The following is a 15,883-nucleotide window of genomic DNA, read 5'->3' as shown; positions in this document are numbered from 1 at the left end:
TCTCCGTACTCGTCAATGAATTGGATGACCTTGCCGCTGACTGATTGCGCTCATGCGGTCATCAGAGCCATTTCACACGCCGGTTACTTGGCGCGCCCGATGCAGCACATTAGCCCAGTTATGGGATACCACATCCCTATAAAGTGATCCTGCGGTTTTATCCAGTAACCCCGCGAGCCGCTTCCAGCGCGCCCAGAGCCGCACCGCTGTCAATCGAGTACGCCGCGTGTGCGACAAGCTCCCGCAGAACGTCCTGCTTTACCTGCCCGGCATCATTCAGAATCTGACCTCTGCCCGCAATATGCAGGCCACAGGCCGCGTTGAAAAGCACCGTATCACGATATGGGCCATGAGACCCGCGAAGCAAGGCCTCCAGCGCGCGGGCGTTCTCTTCCGGCCCACCCCCGGCAATCGCGGAGACAGGTGCCTCGACCAGCCCTGCCATGCCCGGCTCCAGCGTGAAACGATGCCGCACGCCATCCTGCAGGGCTTCCACATGCGTCGGACCCGCCAGCGTGATCTCGTCGATCCAGCGCAACGCAGAGCCCGTGACTTCACCACAGACAGCCCACACCCGTATCGAACCCAGCTTTTCCAGCGTATCGACAATCGGAACAAGCCAGGCCTCATCGGACACACCGACCAGTTGCCGGGTCACACAGGCAGGATTGGCCAGCGGCCCCACGAAATTGAACAGGGTCCTGACACCAAGAGCCCGCCTCACGCCGGCTGCATGACGCATGGCGGGATGATGGTGCGGAGCCGCCATGAACGCCAGATTTCTCTCGCGCAGATCAGCGCCCAGGGTGGCGATATCATCCTTCAGGGGTACACCGAGCGCTGTGAGCACATCGGAAGCCCCCGCTTTCGACGACAGCGCCCGATTGCCGTGCTTGGCCACCGGAACGCCCAGTCCCGCCAGCACGAACGCAACGGACGTGGAGACGTTGAGCGTCCCATGGCCGTCACCACCTGTGCCGCAGACATCAATGGCGTCCGGTGGAGGCGCGTGCAGGGCTTGCATGCGGGAGCGTACGGCCTTCACGGCGCCGAGCAGTTCAGCCGGCGTCTCGCCCCGCACCCGCATGCCCATCAGCAGACCAGCAATCTGCGCCTCGTCAGCAACACCATCCATGACGAGACCGAAAGCTTCTTCAGCTTCCCGTTCGGACAGAGGTTCTCTCGTGGATATCTGACGCAGGATCGCCCTGAAGCGTTCCCGGAAGCGTTCTGGTCCCACAGTCAAAGCCTCTTTTTCAGCAGCAGACGGCAGGCTTTCCAGCCTTTCCTCTCTGCCTGACGCAGCTTCCTGCCTTTCAGCTTCAGCCGAAGTCGTGGAAGACCGGTTCATATCCGACATCCTGTACTCATCGGAACAATTCTACGCCGCCCGTCGCGTGTCATTCCACGCGCGCGCCATGTGCAGGAAATTCCGCAGCATGTCGTGGCCACCCTCCGACGCAATGCTTTCCGGATGGAACTGCACGCCATGCACGGGATACTGGCGATGACGCAGCCCCATGATGATGCCGTCGTCCGTCCACGCCGTCCGTTCCAGAACCTCTGGCAGTGTGGACGCTTCCACAATCAGACTGTGATAGCGCGTAACGCTGACCGGGTTCGGCAGTCCCGCGAACACGTCCGTATTCTCGTGATAGACCGGCCACACCTTGCCATGCACAGGCTCCGGCGCACGGATCACCTTGCCGCCAAAAACCTGACCGATGGCCTGATGCCCGAGGCAGACACCCAGAATGGGAGTTGTCGGCGCAAGCGCACGGATCACGTCGCAGCAGATGCCCGCCTCGTTCGGCGTGCACGGACCGGGTGAAAGCACGATGGCTTCCGGCTTGCGGGCAGCCACCTCTTCAACGCTCAGCGCATCGTTACGGTGGACCTCACACTCCTCCCCCAGCTCGCCAAAATAATGGACGAGGTTGAAGGTGAAGCTGTCATAATTGTCGATCAGCAGGATCATGGCGTCATGATGACGTTCCAGGCCGTTCCGGTCAACGGAACAGCACAACGTCACCCCTCCTTCCGTTCCAGCACGGCAGCAAAGAACCCATCGGTTCCATTCCGCCCCGGCGTCAGTGAAAGCATGGACGAACCAGCCAGAGAAGCTGGCACTTCCGGCGCGTCCGGCACAACCGAGACAAAGTCCGGATGACGACCGAGGAACGCCGTGATCTGGTCGCGGTTCTCGGCGTTCAGGATCGAACAGGTCGCATAGACCAACCTTCCACCGGGCTGCACAAGCGCTGCCGAACGATCCAGAATCTCCGCCTGCTTGACGGTCAGTTCCTTCAGATCGTTCTCTTCCAGCCTGACCCGAGCATCCGGGTTACGTCGCCATGTCCCGGTGCCCGTGCAGGGCGCGTCCACCAGCACGCGATCGAACGACTTCGCCCGGCGCTTGGCCCATTTGTCGCCCGGCACCAGCAGATGACGCTCGGCGTTATGGATGCCAGCCCGACGCAGACGCTTCACCGCTCCTTCAAGGCGCGGCACCGACACATCGCAGGCCACGATATGCCCGCGATTCTGCATCATCATCGCAATGGCGAGCGTCTTGCCGCCTGCTCCCGCGCAGTAATCCAGAATCCGCATTTCGGGCCGCGCTCCCAGCATGGCGACAACCAGCTGGCTGCCCTCATCCTGAATCTCGACCAGCCCTTCCTTGAACGCCGCACTTGCCGTTATCGGCTGACGACCGGAGAGACGCAGCCCCCACGGAGACAACTCGGTCAATTCGGCCCGGAAACCATCGCGCAAAAGGGCTTTCCGGGCTGCCTCCCGATCGCCACGCAGCGTATTCACACGCAGGTCGAGCGTCGCTTCTCCGGCCATGGCGGCCAGTTCGGTTTCCAGCGTCTCGCCGAACGTCGCTTCCAGATGCGGCAGGAGCCAGTCCGGCACTTCCAGACGCACGGCCCGCGGCATGCTGGTCGCGTCCGGTCTGTTCGTGGCGAGCGTCTCCAGATAACGACGCTCATCACGCGCGAGCGCGCCGGGAGCAAACTTTCCCTCGACAAAAGACTGGGCGATGTCGCCGAAACTTTCACCCGCCAGAAACTGCCTGACAGCAACACGCAGACGCGGCGTGGCTTCACCGCCAACCTGTGTGATCAACCATTCAGCCTGACGCCACTGACGCAGCACATCCCAGACAATGGCGGAAATCGCGCGACGGTCACCGCCGCCGATAAAGCGTCTCTCACGGAAAAAACTGTTGGCTGTCGCATCAGCAGGACGGCGCGGCGCGGCATCCATTGCGGTCAGAAGGTCGATCGCGGCCGCAAGCCGGGCGGAAGGCGTCATCGGGTATCCTGCGTCCTGATACGAAGTCTGGAAATTGTGGAGTCAAAAAAGTGGAGAGACCGCAGCCTCTCCACCGCAAAACGTCGCCTTAGTCGCGGCGATAGTTCGGGGCTTCACGGGTGATGGACACGTCGTGAACGTGGCTCTCGCGCAGGCCGGCGTTGGTGATGCGACGGAAGCGCGTTCTGGTCTGGAGCGCCTGAATATTGGCGGAGCCGGTATAGCCCATGCCCGCTTTCAGACCGCCAACCAACTGATGCACAACAGCGCCCATCGCACCCTTGTAGGGCACGCGCCCTTCGATCCCCTCCGGCACCATCTTCTGCGTATCCTTCACTTCCTGCTGGAAGTAGCGATCCGCGGAACCGCGCGCCATCGCGCCAAGGCTACCCATGCCGCGATAGGATTTGTAGGAACGACCATCATACAGGAAGACCTCGCCCGGCGCTTCTTCCGTGCCGGCCAGCAGCGAGCCGACCATCACGACATCGCCACCAGCGGCAAGCGCCTTCACCAGATCACCCGATGTGCGCACACCGCCGTCCGCAATGGCCGGAACGTTCTGCTCGTGACACGCGGCCGCCGTTTCCAGAATGGCGGAGAACTGCGGCACACCGACGCCAGCAACGACACGGGTCGTGCAGATCGATCCCGGCCCGATGCCGACCTTCACACCGTCCGCGCCAACGTCGATCAGGGCGCGGGCCGCTTCCGGTGTCGCCACGTTGCCGGCAATGATCTGCACTTCGCTGTTCGCTGCCTTGACGCGCTCGACAGCCCGCAGCACGCCCGAGGAATGACCATGCGCCGTGTCGATCACCACCACGTCCACGCCAGCCTCAATGAGCAATTGGGCGCGCCTGAACCCGTCATCACCCACACCTGTCGCGGCGGCGCAACGCAGGCGGCCCAGACCGTCCTTGATGGCCAGCGGATGCGCCACGGCCTTGTCCATGTCCTTGACGGTGATGATGCCGACGCAACGGTTGGCGTCATCAACGACCAGCAGCTTCTCGATACGATTCGTGTGCAGCAACTGCCGCGCGACGTTGGCGTCAGCCCCATGACGGACGGTGACAAGATTGTCGCGCGTCATCAGTTCGCTGACTTTCTTGCTCGGGTCTGTCGCAAAACGGACGTCACGGTTGGTGAGGATGCCGATCAGTTCCTGCGTGCCGGGCTGCACCACCGGAAGACCGCTGATGCCGTGATGGCTCATGATCGCACGGACCTCGGCCAGCGTCTGGTCCGGTCCGACAGTCACCGGGTTCACGACCATGCCGGATTCGAAGCGCTTCACGCGACGGACCTGCTCGGCCTGCTCCTCGGCTTCCAGATTCTTGTGAATGACGCCCATGCCGCCGTGCTGCGCCATGGCGATCGCCATCGCATATTCGGTGACGGTGTCCATCGCTGCGGAAACAAGCGGGATATTGAGGTCGATGGTGCGGGTCAGCCGGGTGCGGGTGTCAGCGTGCGCAGGCAGCACGTCGGACGCCGCAGGCACCATAAGCACGTCATCGAATGCGAGGGCGTCTGTAATACGATCGTAAAGTGAAATGGCCATGGCGCGCGGGACCCCTCTCTGTGTTGCGGGCATCCCGGATTCATGCGCAGGACAGAATAGGCGTCCGGCTTCCCCGACCAAACCAGCTTCTTCAGACCTCTGATACCGGGAATCGGCACCACAACGCTTTATCCGCGCTGTTGGTCAGTTTGAAGGGGCGGTCGTGACACTCTGCCGCGGGTTCCCCACCGTTGGCGGCTCCTCATAAGCACTCTGCCGGACGCTGACAAGAACAACCAGAGCAATGATGTCACGTGAGTGTGATTTCCCTCGTGGAATTTTGCAGAATTTCACCTGTCTTTTTCGAAAGATTCGCAAGATTTGCAGGTCAGTCTGTGCCAACCTGAAATGGCGGTGCGGCCTTTCATTCCAGACTGGATTCATCGCCCATAAAAACAAGAACAGAAGAATCCCGGCATCGGGAGGAGACACAGGCGTGACAAAGCTTCTTCACAACCGAGGCCATCGGAACGAACCTACCCTTTCTCCTGACCGCCCGGACGCCATCATGGCTGTTGTGCTTGACAGCGCGCTCGATCCCGCCACCGATGCCCATCCCGAGCGCCGCAAGGACCGGGAGCAGGCCATCCTTGATCTCTGTCAGACCGCCCATTTCCGTCCGGAAGGGCTGACAGGCCCCTTCATCCTGCATATCGCCGTTCAGGGTCTGTCGGGACTGGTTTTCGACGTCCGGAATGAAGAAGACGTGCCGCTCTACGCGCATGTCATCTCCCTTTCGCCCTTCCGTCGCCTCATCAAGGATTACGCTCTGATGATCGACAGTTTCGAAGCCGCGATGGAAGAAGGAAACCGCACCAAAGTGCAGGCTATCGACATGGGACGACGGGGTGTTCATGATGAGGCGTCGGACCTGCTGATCGAACGGCTTACCGGCAAGATCGCCATGGACCTGCCGACAGCGCGACGTCTTTTTACCCTGATGTGCCTCCTGAGTCAGCGAGGCTGAACCTTCTTTCCCTAACCGGAGCCCCATGACCGCGAACGATCTTCTCGCAGAATCAAGAAATATCTGGTTTCCGGTCGTGCTTCGTCTCGACAATACGACAAAGGCGCTTGTCATTGGAGGTGGTGAGGTCGCCGCAAACAAGGTGTCTCTCCTGCTGGCGACAGACACGCGGATCATTGTGATTTCTCCGACCCTGTGCGACGAGCTTCAAAGAGCACTGCACGCCGGGCGCGTGGAACACATCGCCACAGAGGCCACCCGCGCGGTGCTGGAAACACACCTGCCGGGCGCAAGACTGGTTTACGCGGCGACAAACGACAAAGCCGTCAATCATCTGACCGCGGAACTCGCACAGGCCCTGAATATTCCCGTCTGCGCCGTGGACGACCCCGATCCGTCCTCCTTCATCACCCCCGCCATCGTGCGACGTGGCCCGGTCATGGTGGCGATTTCCACCTCCGGCGCAGCCCCGGTGCTCGCGCGGCGCATCCGCGAACGCATCGAAGCCATGCTTCCCGCAGGCATCAGCCGCCTCTCCCGCTTCATGCAGAACGCCCGCAGGAAGATGGCCCAGATCCACCCCTCACCGGAAACACGCCGCCGGGTCTGGGAGAATTTCCTGGATGGCAGGGGCATGGAACAGGCTCTGGCAGGGGATGAAAGCGGCGCTTCCACAACCCTTGATCGTCTCGCATCGGATGAAAAAGGGGGGGGTGAAGTCTGGCTGGTCGGCGCAGGCCCCGGTGACGCCGATCTTCTGACGCTGAAAGCCCTGCGGCTGATGCAGAACGCCGACAGCGTGTTGTACGACCATCTCTTGCCGCCGGACATTCTGGACCGGGTCCGTCGCGATGCGGAACGGATTTTCGTCGGTAAGCAGAAAGCCAACCACGCACTGCCGCAACCTTCCATCAACGACGAACTCATCCGCCGCGCAAAGGCAGGCGAGCGCGTGCTGCGTCTGAAGGGCGGCGACCCTTTCATCTTCGGGCGTGGTGGCGAGGAGATCGAGGCGCTCATGGAGGCGGGCGTGCCATTCCGTGTCGTGCCGGGCATTTCCGCCGCCAACGGGTGCGCCGCCTCATCCGGAATACCGCTCACACATCGGGACTGCGCGCAGTCGTGCCTGTTCCTGACCGGACATGCCCGTGCGGACGGCACACTCGATCTGCCGTGGCACACCATCGCGCTGCGTGGCCAGACAGTCGTGATCTATATGGGACTCGGCGGCATCGCTTCTTTGTGTGAGCAGTTGATGACGCACGGTCTGCCCCCTACATGGCCAGCCGCCGTCATTGAAAAAGGCACGCAACCCGATCAGCGCGTGATTACCGCCGATCTGACATCCCTGCCCCGCCTTACGATCGAACAGGATTTCCGCAGTCCGGCACTGATCATTGTCGGTGAGGTGGTGAAACACCGTGTGGCGTGATCCAAAGCTTGGATTGGGATCATATTGGAAACTTATAAAGATTTATTCTCATGAACAAGAAAAGACCATGATGATTGTCCTACGGACACCTCTTCGCCTGTAACTGGATCTCTGGTTCTTTCAGGGAAAGATTCTGCAATATTTTTTATCGCAGCAGGCCAAGGATCACCTGGAGTCAAATAAGGAGCAGAATCCGTCAAATGGTGTTCTCTTGTCGTTAAATGATGTATTTCGTGCCAAACAATATTAATAAGAGCACCATACGAAAACACATCATCTGATATAAAAAGTCTTCCTCCATAAGGATTTACCCACAGTTTACGCTTAGGCCTATTTAGCGGAGCAGATTCTAAACGACATTTTTCATAATCATTGATTGCTCGATTTTTATCGGGACTCTGTCTTTTTAAAATATACTCACAGTCAGGAGCCTCCCAAACACTCGCTCCGTTAGTTGCATTTCCTAAAAATGGAGGAGAGAACGGCGCGTAAAATCTATTAATATCATCAAATATCTTCAATCTAGGATCAATATTTTTTCTAAAATACTACAAGCTACACGCAATTCGGAAGATTTTCTTTTTACAGAAAACCCCAAATCAATAGCCTGCACAATTCGAACTTTCAGGTTTGAGTCGGAAGTCGCTGACAAATCAAATACACAGCCACCATATCACTAACATAAACATTTTCATTTTATTTTCTCAATGATTTCAAATCAAGACCAAGATGGCTCATTGCACCAAATCCTCAATCGCCGAATCACAAGAAGAATTGTATTCTTTTTTGTGCAATATTTTTTCAAATAGTCACCTGCATCTTTCTTTTCTTTTTTCCTGCAAAATCTGTATTCATCAGGCATATAAGCAGTCACAACTCGAGCCTCGGGAGACTTTCCTGCAAAATCACGCTCGGAACCCGTATTTGTACTTTTATCAAAATTATCTCTAGAGGGTGTTATGTACTTTCGCGCGTGATTGTTTCAGTAATGCTGAATGAAGCAAGCTCGCAAGCCGTATCCCTCTGACGTGTCAGACGAAGAATGGTCGTTGGTTGTTCCGTATCTGGTTCTGATGCGAGAGGACGCGGAACAGCGGCGGCATGATCTGCGCGAACTGTTCAACGGGTTGCGCTACGTGATCCGCTACGGGATCGCCTGGCGCGCCATGCCGAACGATCTGCCGCCCTGGTCGGCGGTCTATCAGCAATCCCGTCGCTGGATGGAGGCAGGCTGCTTCGAAGCGCTGGCGTCTGACCTGCGTGCTGTGCTGCGCATGGCCTCAGGCCGCAAGGCGGAACCCACGGCGGCTATTCTTGACAGCCGAACCTTGCGTTCGACGCCGGAGAGCGGGGCACGCGCCGGATATGATGGGGCCAAACGCAAAAAGGGCTCGAAACTGCATATGGCCGTGGACACGTTTGGCCATCTGCTGGCCCTGCACGTCACGCCAGCCAATCGGGACGATCGCGCCGAGGTCGGACGCCTCGCTGCCGCCATTCAGGAAGTGACGGACGAAAGCGTCGAACTGGCCTATGTCGATCAGGGATATACGGGTGAGAGGCCGGCAGAGGCAGCGCGGGCTCACGGTATCGCCCTTGAGGTCGTCAAATTGCCCGAGGCCAAGCGCGGTTTTGTTCTGCTACCTCGTCGCTGGGTCGTCGAAAGATCTTTCGCATGGGCCACGCGATGCCGTAGGCTCGTCAAGGATTACGAGCGCTATGCCTCAACACTCGCAAGTCTCCATGTCGTCGCTTTCGCATGCTTCATGCTCAGAAACGCCGCTATACTCGCTCAAGGTGCATAACACCTTCTAGACCAGATATAATTCTCAGGAACACCCTGTTTCCGCAGTATGTATATAACCTTATTCAATCTTTTAGAGGAAAGACTTTTATCATAAGGTTTTTCATTTTTATCAAAGCTACCCTCCAAAAGAACGTAACTATATTGTTTTACAGATGTCTCCGATACATACTTCAATATTTCAAATGCCCGACCAACAGGAATATCACTCCCCTCCTTGAAATATATATATTGCTTTGCTGGAATACAGTAGTCCGCATTTTTTGGAGCCTGAGCAATTTCAGCAAAAGACAAACTCACGCAAAAAAAAGAACCAAAATATAAATATAGTATTTTTTTATGCCAAACATAACACAGGCAACCCGCACAAAAATTGCACAATATACAACACAATATTCTTATTATTCAGCCATATAAGAAAAATAATGAACAAGCAAGATAACGTCTGAAAATTCAGGTTACTACGTGTTTAGGGCCTGTCATGGCTTGATCCAGTCTGCTGCGGTCGCGATGTGGATGACCGCGAGGAACGACGTTGCTGTTTTTCGTGTCGGATTGCGACAGCGCGCCATCAATGACGAACTCATCCGCCGAGCAAAAGGTGGTGCCCCCTTCATCTTCGGGCGAGGTGGTGAAACACCACGTGGTGTCACAGCCTCTTGAAACGTTGCGGAAGCCTCATGTATTCTTACTCATCCTGAAGAAGAGTGACCATGAAACTTGCCGAAGCCCTCATTCTGCGAAGCGACACCAAGAAGCAGATGGAACAGCTTGCCGTCCGCATCCGGAAAACGGCTCTGGCGCAGGAAGGTGACACGCCTCCTGAAGATCCCAATGAACTGATGGTCGTTTATGAAAAATCAGCCCGCCAGCTGCGCGATCTGATCGTTGCGATCAACCACACAAACGCCACCACACCTTTCGACACAGGCTTCATGACCGATGCTCTGGCGGAACGGGATCGACTCAAGGCGATGGTTACTTTGCTGCGTGATACGGCGTCTGCCGCGACAGTTATCCGTTCGGCGCAGACACGATCAGAGATCAAATTCGTCGCGACGGTCAAGTCTCCGCTCTTCAGAAAAGAATCGATCAGTTGTCGCGGGATCTGCGTGCGCTGGATACGAAAATTCAGTCCGCCAACTGGACAACAGACATGGCTGGAGCATAACCAGACACGGTAGCTGAAACCGGAAAAGCGTGTTCACCCTCCCGGAAGGGCAGACCGGGAATTCCCAGTTTGATACGGGACATCAAAGCGGTGCGAATCCGCATTAACCGAGCAGGTCCATCACACCTGACACCAGCACAGGGCACATCTTACCTTTATCACCACGAACAGGTTTCCGGCGTTCAGCGAGGGTGGGTTCGGGGATTGGAAAAAGGACGCGGAGAATTGAGGAAAGCGCGAGTCTGCGGACTGGTCGCTTTCCCCTTTCCTGCGCTATAGCAGGCCCATGCTTTCGCTCTCCTCCCTGACGGCTCTTGTCCAGGTCGTTCTGATCGACATTACTCTGGCAGGAGACAACGCCATTGTTGTGGGACTGGCTGTCAGGAAACTTGAGACAAAACAACGCAGAATCGCTGTCTTTATCGGCGTCGCCGCTGCCGCCCTGATCCGTCTGGGGCTGGCGCTTATCGCCACACAACTACTCGGAATCATCGGGCTGCGTTTTGCTGGTGGGCTGCTGCTGCTCTGGGTCTGCTGGAAAATGTACCGGGAATTGCAGACCTCGGAAGATCATGACGGTGACAGCAACCCCACATCCGGCGGTCTCCGCTCGGCCATTACCCGGATCATCATCGCCGACCTGTCGATGAGCCTCGATAACGTGCTGGCCGTCGCAGGCGCCGCCGGCGAGCACATCTGGGTGCTGGTCAGCGGACTGGCCATCTCGATCCTGCTCATGGCCTTCGCCGCGACCATGATCGCCAGACTGCTCGAACGCTTCCGCTGGATCGCGTGGATCGGACTGCTGGTCGTCTTCGGCGTCGCTGTAGAACTGGTTTACAAGGGTGGCGGCGAAGTGCTGGGGCAGTTCTCATGAACAGATTCCGCCAGCTTCTCCCGGTCAGCCTGATAGTCCTCCTTTCCGCCTGTTCAACATCCCCTCACGCATTGTCCCAAACGTCCGGCACCCCCGGTCCATGGCCGAGCGAACAGCAGACGGCGGGTACAGGTCAGGTCGATACCGTTGCGGGACGACTGACGACATGGCTTCAACTGGTCGCGTCCTACGACGCCGCCATCCCTGCCCGCACCTACGCCGATTTTCTCGCAACCCGTCCTGTCTGGCCACGCTGGTCCGTCATTCAGGCCCACTATGAACGCGCCCTGACCGCAGAGCCGGACAACGCAATCGCCGCCGATCTATGTCGCACGCAGACACCCCGAAGCGGGTCCGCCCTCGACCGTTGCGCGCAGGCGATGGGTGGATCAGCATCACTACGCACAGCCGGGATTGCGGCATGGCGTGACGGCAATGACACCCGGCAGGATGCGTCCACGCTTCAGTCGCTGTTCGGCTCAGCACTGACGCCTGCCGATAGCTGGGTACGTTTCGAGCGTGAAGAGCGTCATGGACAGATCCAGGCCGCCGCCCAGACGATCGCGTCCCTAGACAGCGATCACACCGCGCTGGCTTCCGCGCGTCTCGCCCTGCGACGGAATGATGCCGCCGCTGAGGCTCTGCTGGCGCAGGTTCCACCTGCACTCGCAAACGACGCGACTCTCTTTCTCGACCATGCCCACTGGCTGGAAAAGAACAGTCGCACCGATGAGGCTCTGGCCCTGTGGCGGGCAAGCGGCTTCCGGACCGAAGAGAATACTGCTCCCGACGCACGAGGACGGTTCTGGACAGAGCGCGACAGACTGGCCCGCGATCTGATTGATCAGAACCGGTCGGCAGACGCTCTGCTTCTGGCCGACGACACGCGGCAGACCAGCGACCGCAATCGGGCGGATGCCCTCTTTCTGAGCGGCTGGATCGCCCTCCGCGCCCTGCATGATCCTGCTGCCGCCGAACCGCACTTCCGCAAACTGACCGAAACACCATCCATCCTGAGCCGCGCGCGCGGGTTCTACTGGCTCGGTCAGGCGCGGGCTCAGGCAGGCGACATGACCTCCGCCAGAGCCAACTGGCGGCTGGCTGCCGAAGCGCCGGAAACCTTCTACGGCCAGATGGCGGTTGCGAAACTCGCGGGTGCGGGCAACACGCTTCTTGCTCCAGCGGAAATCCCGGAAGCCCTTGTCACGGCCCTGCGTCAGTGGAGAACAGCAAGCGCTGGCAACGAACATGCGGCGACCGCCATCGTCACCCGTCTGGATGGCAGCGAACTCGCCCGCGCCGCGCAAATTCTCGTCTCGTGGAATGACGCCACGCACGCACGGGATTTCCTGACCCTGCTTCTGGCACAGGATAATGATCCGCAGGACCGCGAAGCCATTGCAGCGCTGGCGACACGCCTCGGCCTTCCCGACATCGGCGTGGCGGTCGCCCGCAAGGCCAGCAAGGACGGCGTCAGTCTGCCTGATTACGGCTGGCCGAAACCCTTCCAGCCGCCTGCCCTGGATCTGCCTTACGGCTTTTCACTGGCTCTGATGCGGCAGGAAAGCAACTTCAATCCCGATGCAGTCAGCTCGTCCAACGCGATCGGCCTGATGCAGCTTCTTCCCGCCACAGCAAGGGAAACCGCGCATCAGATGGGCGAAGGCTCCGTCACCATTCCTGCCCTGCATCAGCCTGAACTGAACATGCAGCTTGGCACAGCCTATCTGAGCCGCGTCTATAACCGGCTTGGCAATGTGGTGGAATATGCCGCCGCCGGATATAATGCCGGTCCACATCGTGTCAGCCAGTGGCTTGAAACCCGGGGCGATCCAGCCCGTACCGGCGCCGATCAGGACGCCTTCATTGACTGGATCGAGCAGATTCCGCTGGAAGAGCCGCGCAATTACGTGCAGCGCGTCTGGGAAAGCATCGCTGTATATGCGACGCAGAGAAAGCATTAAACGAAACTTCCACCTCTGACAGAAACAGTTCCGGAGACAATCTTGGAAACGACCGATCAGAAGACCGGCGCAACCGCACGTTCCTCCAAAAAACAGCGTCTTTCCGCAGAAGGCGCGTCTCCCGCCATGGCGCAGTGGTTCGCACTGAAAGCAGAGAATCCCGACTTCCTGCTGTTCTTCAGAATGGGCGATTTCTACGAACTGTTCTTCGATGACGCGATCACAGCCGCTGCCGCTCTCGACATCGCCCTCACAGCGCGCGGTTCGCATGGCGGCGAGCCGATCTCCATGTGCGGCGTGCCGGTCAGCGCCGCGCAGGCCTACCTCTCCCGCCTGATCCGACGCGGCTTCCGTGTCGCCATCGCCGAACAGACATCAACACCCCCTTCAAAACTGCCTGGCAGGAAAGCCACCCAGAAAGGCCCGCTGTCCCGTGCGGTCGTACGGCTGGTCACCCCCGGCACGCTGACCGAAGACGAGCTTCTCGAACCCGGTCGCTCCAATCTTCTGATGGCGCTCGCAGCCCACCCCGCCCGACGTGGCTCCGTCGAATGGGGCGCGGCATGGATCGACATTTCCACTGGCCTGTTTGAGACAGCCCGTTGCACGGACGCCGAACTCGGCCACCTGCTCGCCCGCCTCGACCCCGCCGAAATTCTCGCTCCTCCCGATCGTGACCTCGGCGATTTCGATCTGCGGCGCGCACCCGGCGAACAGCCCCCCTTAGCCCATACGGCGCGCACCCGTCTGGCGGAAGCCTTCGGCGTCGCCAGTCTGGACGCATTCGGCACCTTCAGCGACTCAGAGGCCGCCGCCGGTCTCATGGCGCTGGACTATGTCCGGAAATCGCAGGCCGGTTCCCTGCCCCGTCTGGCGCATCCGGTCCCGCAGGAAGACAGCCACACCCTCGGCCTTGACCCGGCGACACGCGCCAGCCTCGACCTGCTCCGGGCGCGAGACGGCAGCAGCGAGCACACGCTTTTCTCCGCCGTGAACCGCACCGCCACCGCACCCGGCTCAAGGCTTCTGGCGTCATGGATCGCAGCCCCGCTGACCCTGCCCGACAGAATCAGCGCCCGGCAGGCCTGCTGGGACTGGCTGAAAACCGATACCCCCCGTGTCGAACTGCTGCGCCAGACACTGCGCGGCGTGCCGGACATAGACCGCGCGCTCGGACGGCTTTCGCTCGGACGCGGTCAGCCCCGTGATCTGGCAACCCTGCGTGATGGCGTCACCGCAGCCCACAGGATCGCGGAAGAACTGGCCGTCATCGCGCCGGATACAAGGCCGGAGCTGATCTCGAAAATATTGAGACATCTTGGCGAGTGTGACGCACTGCTTGCGGAACTCGACAGGGCGCTCGCCGACGACCTTCCGGCACGCCTTGATGAAGGTGGTGTCATTGCGACCGGCTATGATGGCGAACTGGACGCCTACCGCACGCTCCGCGATGATTCCCGCCGCGTTATCGCCACGCTCCAGAACGACTACGCCCAGCGTTTTGGCGTTGCGAGCCTGAAGATCCGTCACCACGCCCAGCTTGGTTACGTGATTGAGGTACCGACCGCGTCCGGCGCCAAACTCCGCGCCAACGAGGATCTCAGCTTCCGTCAGGGCACGACAACCGCCGCCCGTTTCTCGACGGAAGAACTCTCGGACCTTGATTCACGTATCGCGGAAGCAGCGGAACGCGCCTCGATCCGCGAACGGCAGATTTTCAACCTGCTCGTCAATCAGGCTCTGGAAGACGAACACCTTCCTCCACTGGCCCGGGCACTCGCCTTTATCGATGTGATGCAGTCCTGCGCCTCCCTCGCCGTCGGCGAAACATGGTGTCGGGCCACCGTGGACGACAGCGAGTCGTTCACCCTGACCGCCTGCCGTCATCCGGTCGTGGAAGCTGCTCTCGGCTCAGGCGTGCGCTTCACGGCCAACGGCTGCTCCCTTGCGCCGGACCATCGGGTGATGCTCCTTACCGGCCCCAACATGGCCGGCAAATCGACTTTCCTGCGTCAGAACGCGCTGGCGGTCATCCTCGCACAGGCCGGGCTGCCGGTTCCTGCGAAATCGGCCCATATCGGTATTGTGGACAAGCTGTTCTCCCGCGTAGGAGCCGCGGATGATCTCGCCCGTGGTCGCTCCACCTTCATGGTCGAGATGACGGAAACAGCGGCCATTCTCAATCAGGCCGGTCCACGTTCCCTCGTTGTCGTGGATGAAATCGGACGCGGCACCTCGACCCTGGACGGTCTCTCCATCGCATGGGCCGTTCTGGAAGCCATGCATTCCACCCTGCGGTGCCGTACCATTTTTGCAACACACTTCCATGAACTTGCCGAACTGTCAGGAAGTCTTCCCCGTCTTTCGCCTCACACCATGGCGGTAAGAGACTGGAAAGGTCAGGTAGTTTTCCTGCACGAAGTCATCTCCGGATCGGCCCGTAAAAGCTGGGGCGTGCATGTCGCCAAACTGGCAGGGGTACCAACGCCCGTTGTGGATCGTGCTTCGCGGCTTCTTAAAGAACTGGAAAAGGACCACGCCGCAGGCCCGGCTCCGCTGCCTCTGTTCGATGGCCTCCCAATCCACTCGCCCGCAACGGACCCGACCCCCGAACTGACGACAGACTTTTCCAGATATGAAGAAGTCCTCAATGCGATCATGAGTCATGACCCGGACGCCCTGTCTCCACGGGAAGCTCTCGCAGCTTTGTATGATCTTCGCAAATTGGCGCTTGAAGCAAAACGCCTTTCTGTAAGAGAATGAAATCCCTTTAGCTTTTC

The 15,883-nt window shown here is 59.2% G+C and carries 13 protein-coding genes; 8 read left to right on the top strand and 5 right to left on the bottom strand.

Annotation, left to right across the window (positions count from 1 at the left end):
• Window positions 1-157: 157 nt before the first annotated feature.
• The 4 genes from trpD to guaB all read right to left on the bottom strand — a co-directional run bounded on the left by trpD (window position 158) and on the right by guaB (window position 4,888).
• Window positions 158-1,351, bottom strand: coding sequence for an anthranilate phosphoribosyltransferase (gene trpD, locus A0U92_RS07055; RefSeq protein ID WP_077812610.1), 1,194 nt, complete (start codon window positions 1,349-1,351; stop codon window positions 158-160).
• Between the two features lie 30 nt (window positions 1,352-1,381).
• Window positions 1,382-1,978: an anthranilate synthase component II gene (locus A0U92_RS07050; protein ID WP_077814300.1), complete on the bottom strand. Its 597-nt coding sequence runs from the start codon at window positions 1,976-1,978 to the stop codon at window positions 1,382-1,384.
• A gap of 50 nt (window positions 1,979-2,028) precedes the next feature.
• A complete protein-coding gene (locus A0U92_RS07045) occupies window positions 2,029-3,321 on the bottom strand; it encodes an RsmB/NOP family class I SAM-dependent RNA methyltransferase (RefSeq protein ID WP_077812609.1) in 1,293 nt (430 codons plus the stop codon).
• 88 nt (window positions 3,322-3,409) lie between these two features.
• A complete protein-coding gene (guaB, locus tag A0U92_RS07040; protein WP_077812608.1) occupies window positions 3,410-4,888 on the bottom strand; it encodes an IMP dehydrogenase in 1,479 nt (492 codons plus the stop codon).
• A gap of 436 nt (window positions 4,889-5,324) precedes the next feature.
• Here guaB and A0U92_RS07035 point away from each other — a divergent pair, with 436 nt between their 5' ends.
• Both A0U92_RS07035 and cysG read left to right on the top strand, forming a co-directional pair.
• Window positions 5,325-5,855: a UPF0262 family protein gene (locus A0U92_RS07035; protein ID WP_077814299.1), complete on the top strand. Its 531-nt coding sequence runs from the start codon at window positions 5,325-5,327 to the stop codon at window positions 5,853-5,855.
• A 25-nt stretch (window positions 5,856-5,880) separates the two neighbouring features.
• Entirely contained in the window at window positions 5,881-7,287 is a 1,407-nt protein-coding gene (gene cysG / locus A0U92_RS07030) for a siroheme synthase CysG (RefSeq protein ID WP_077812607.1), read from the top strand.
• Window positions 7,288-7,319: 32 nt separating this feature from the next.
• Here the strand turns inward: cysG and A0U92_RS17250 are convergent, their stop codons facing one another.
• On the bottom strand, window positions 7,320-7,808 hold the full coding sequence (locus A0U92_RS17250; protein ID WP_149026404.1) for a hypothetical protein: 489 nt from the start codon (window positions 7,806-7,808) through the stop codon (window positions 7,320-7,322).
• A 474-nt stretch (window positions 7,809-8,282) separates the two neighbouring features.
• Between A0U92_RS17250 and A0U92_RS07025 the strand changes: the two genes are divergently transcribed.
• The 6 genes from A0U92_RS07025 (at window position 8,283) to mutS (ending at window position 15,866) form a co-directional block, all read left to right on the top strand.
• Window positions 8,283-9,092, top strand: a complete 810-nt coding sequence (locus tag A0U92_RS07025; protein ID WP_077812350.1) for an IS5 family transposase — start codon at window positions 8,283-8,285, stop codon at window positions 9,090-9,092.
• A gap of 515 nt (window positions 9,093-9,607) precedes the next feature.
• On the top strand, window positions 9,608-9,754 hold the full coding sequence (locus A0U92_RS17725; protein ID WP_187668883.1) for a hypothetical protein: 147 nt from the start codon (window positions 9,608-9,610) through the stop codon (window positions 9,752-9,754).
• A 50-nt stretch (window positions 9,755-9,804) separates the two neighbouring features.
• The gene (locus tag A0U92_RS07020) at window positions 9,805-10,275 is read left to right on the top strand and encodes a DIP1984 family protein (RefSeq protein ID WP_077812606.1); all 471 of its coding nucleotides are present in this window, start codon (window positions 9,805-9,807) and stop codon (window positions 10,273-10,275) included.
• Between the two features lie 273 nt (window positions 10,276-10,548).
• On the top strand, window positions 10,549-11,139 hold the full coding sequence (locus A0U92_RS07015; protein WP_077812605.1) for a TerC family protein: 591 nt from the start codon (window positions 10,549-10,551) through the stop codon (window positions 11,137-11,139).
• Window positions 11,136-13,103, top strand: a complete 1,968-nt coding sequence (locus A0U92_RS07010; RefSeq protein ID WP_077812604.1) for a lytic transglycosylase domain-containing protein — start codon at window positions 11,136-11,138, stop codon at window positions 13,101-13,103. The genes A0U92_RS07015 and A0U92_RS07010 overlap by 4 nt, the downstream gene beginning before the upstream one ends.
• A 126-nt stretch (window positions 13,104-13,229) precedes the next feature.
• The gene (mutS, locus tag A0U92_RS07005) at window positions 13,230-15,866 is read left to right on the top strand and encodes a DNA mismatch repair protein MutS (RefSeq protein ID WP_077814298.1); all 2,637 of its coding nucleotides are present in this window, start codon (window positions 13,230-13,232) and stop codon (window positions 15,864-15,866) included.
• The last annotated feature ends 17 nt before the right edge of the window (window positions 15,867-15,883 follow it).

The sequence above is a fragment of the Acetobacter aceti genome (assembly GCF_002005445.1).
GTDB classification, from domain to species: domain Bacteria; phylum Pseudomonadota; class Alphaproteobacteria; order Acetobacterales; family Acetobacteraceae; genus Acetobacter; species Acetobacter aceti_B.
This window is presented reverse-complemented; position numbering and strand designations above follow the sequence as displayed.

What these genes read in the sequence shown, in the direction of transcription:
- trpD (WP_077812610.1), bottom strand. Translation starts at nt 1,351, where the DNA reads ATGAACCGGTCTTCCACGACTTCGGCTGAAGCTGAAAGGCAGGAAGCT.
- A0U92_RS07050 (WP_077814300.1), bottom strand. Translation starts at nt 1,978, where the DNA reads ATGATCCTGCTGATCGACAATTATGACAGCTTCACCTTCAACCTCGTC.
- A0U92_RS07045 (WP_077812609.1), bottom strand. Translation starts at nt 3,321, where the DNA reads ATGACGCCTTCCGCCCGGCTTGCGGCCGCGATCGACCTTCTGACCGCA.
- guaB (WP_077812608.1), bottom strand. Translation starts at nt 4,888, where the DNA reads ATGGCCATTTCACTTTACGATCGTATTACAGACGCCCTCGCATTCGAT.
- cysG (WP_077812607.1), top strand. Translation starts at nt 5,881, where the DNA reads ATGACCGCGAACGATCTTCTCGCAGAATCAAGAAATATCTGGTTTCCG.
- A0U92_RS07025 (WP_077812350.1), top strand. Translation starts at nt 8,283, where the DNA reads ATGAAGCAAGCTCGCAAGCCGTATCCCTCTGACGTGTCAGACGAAGAA.
- A0U92_RS17725 (WP_187668883.1), top strand. Translation starts at nt 9,608, where the DNA reads ATGACCGCGAGGAACGACGTTGCTGTTTTTCGTGTCGGATTGCGACAG.
- A0U92_RS07020 (WP_077812606.1), top strand. Translation starts at nt 9,805, where the DNA reads ATGAAACTTGCCGAAGCCCTCATTCTGCGAAGCGACACCAAGAAGCAG.
- A0U92_RS07015 (WP_077812605.1), top strand. Translation starts at nt 10,549, where the DNA reads ATGCTTTCGCTCTCCTCCCTGACGGCTCTTGTCCAGGTCGTTCTGATC.
- A0U92_RS07010 (WP_077812604.1), top strand. Translation starts at nt 11,136, where the DNA reads ATGAACAGATTCCGCCAGCTTCTCCCGGTCAGCCTGATAGTCCTCCTT.
- mutS (WP_077814298.1), top strand. Translation starts at nt 13,230, where the DNA reads ATGGCGCAGTGGTTCGCACTGAAAGCAGAGAATCCCGACTTCCTGCTG.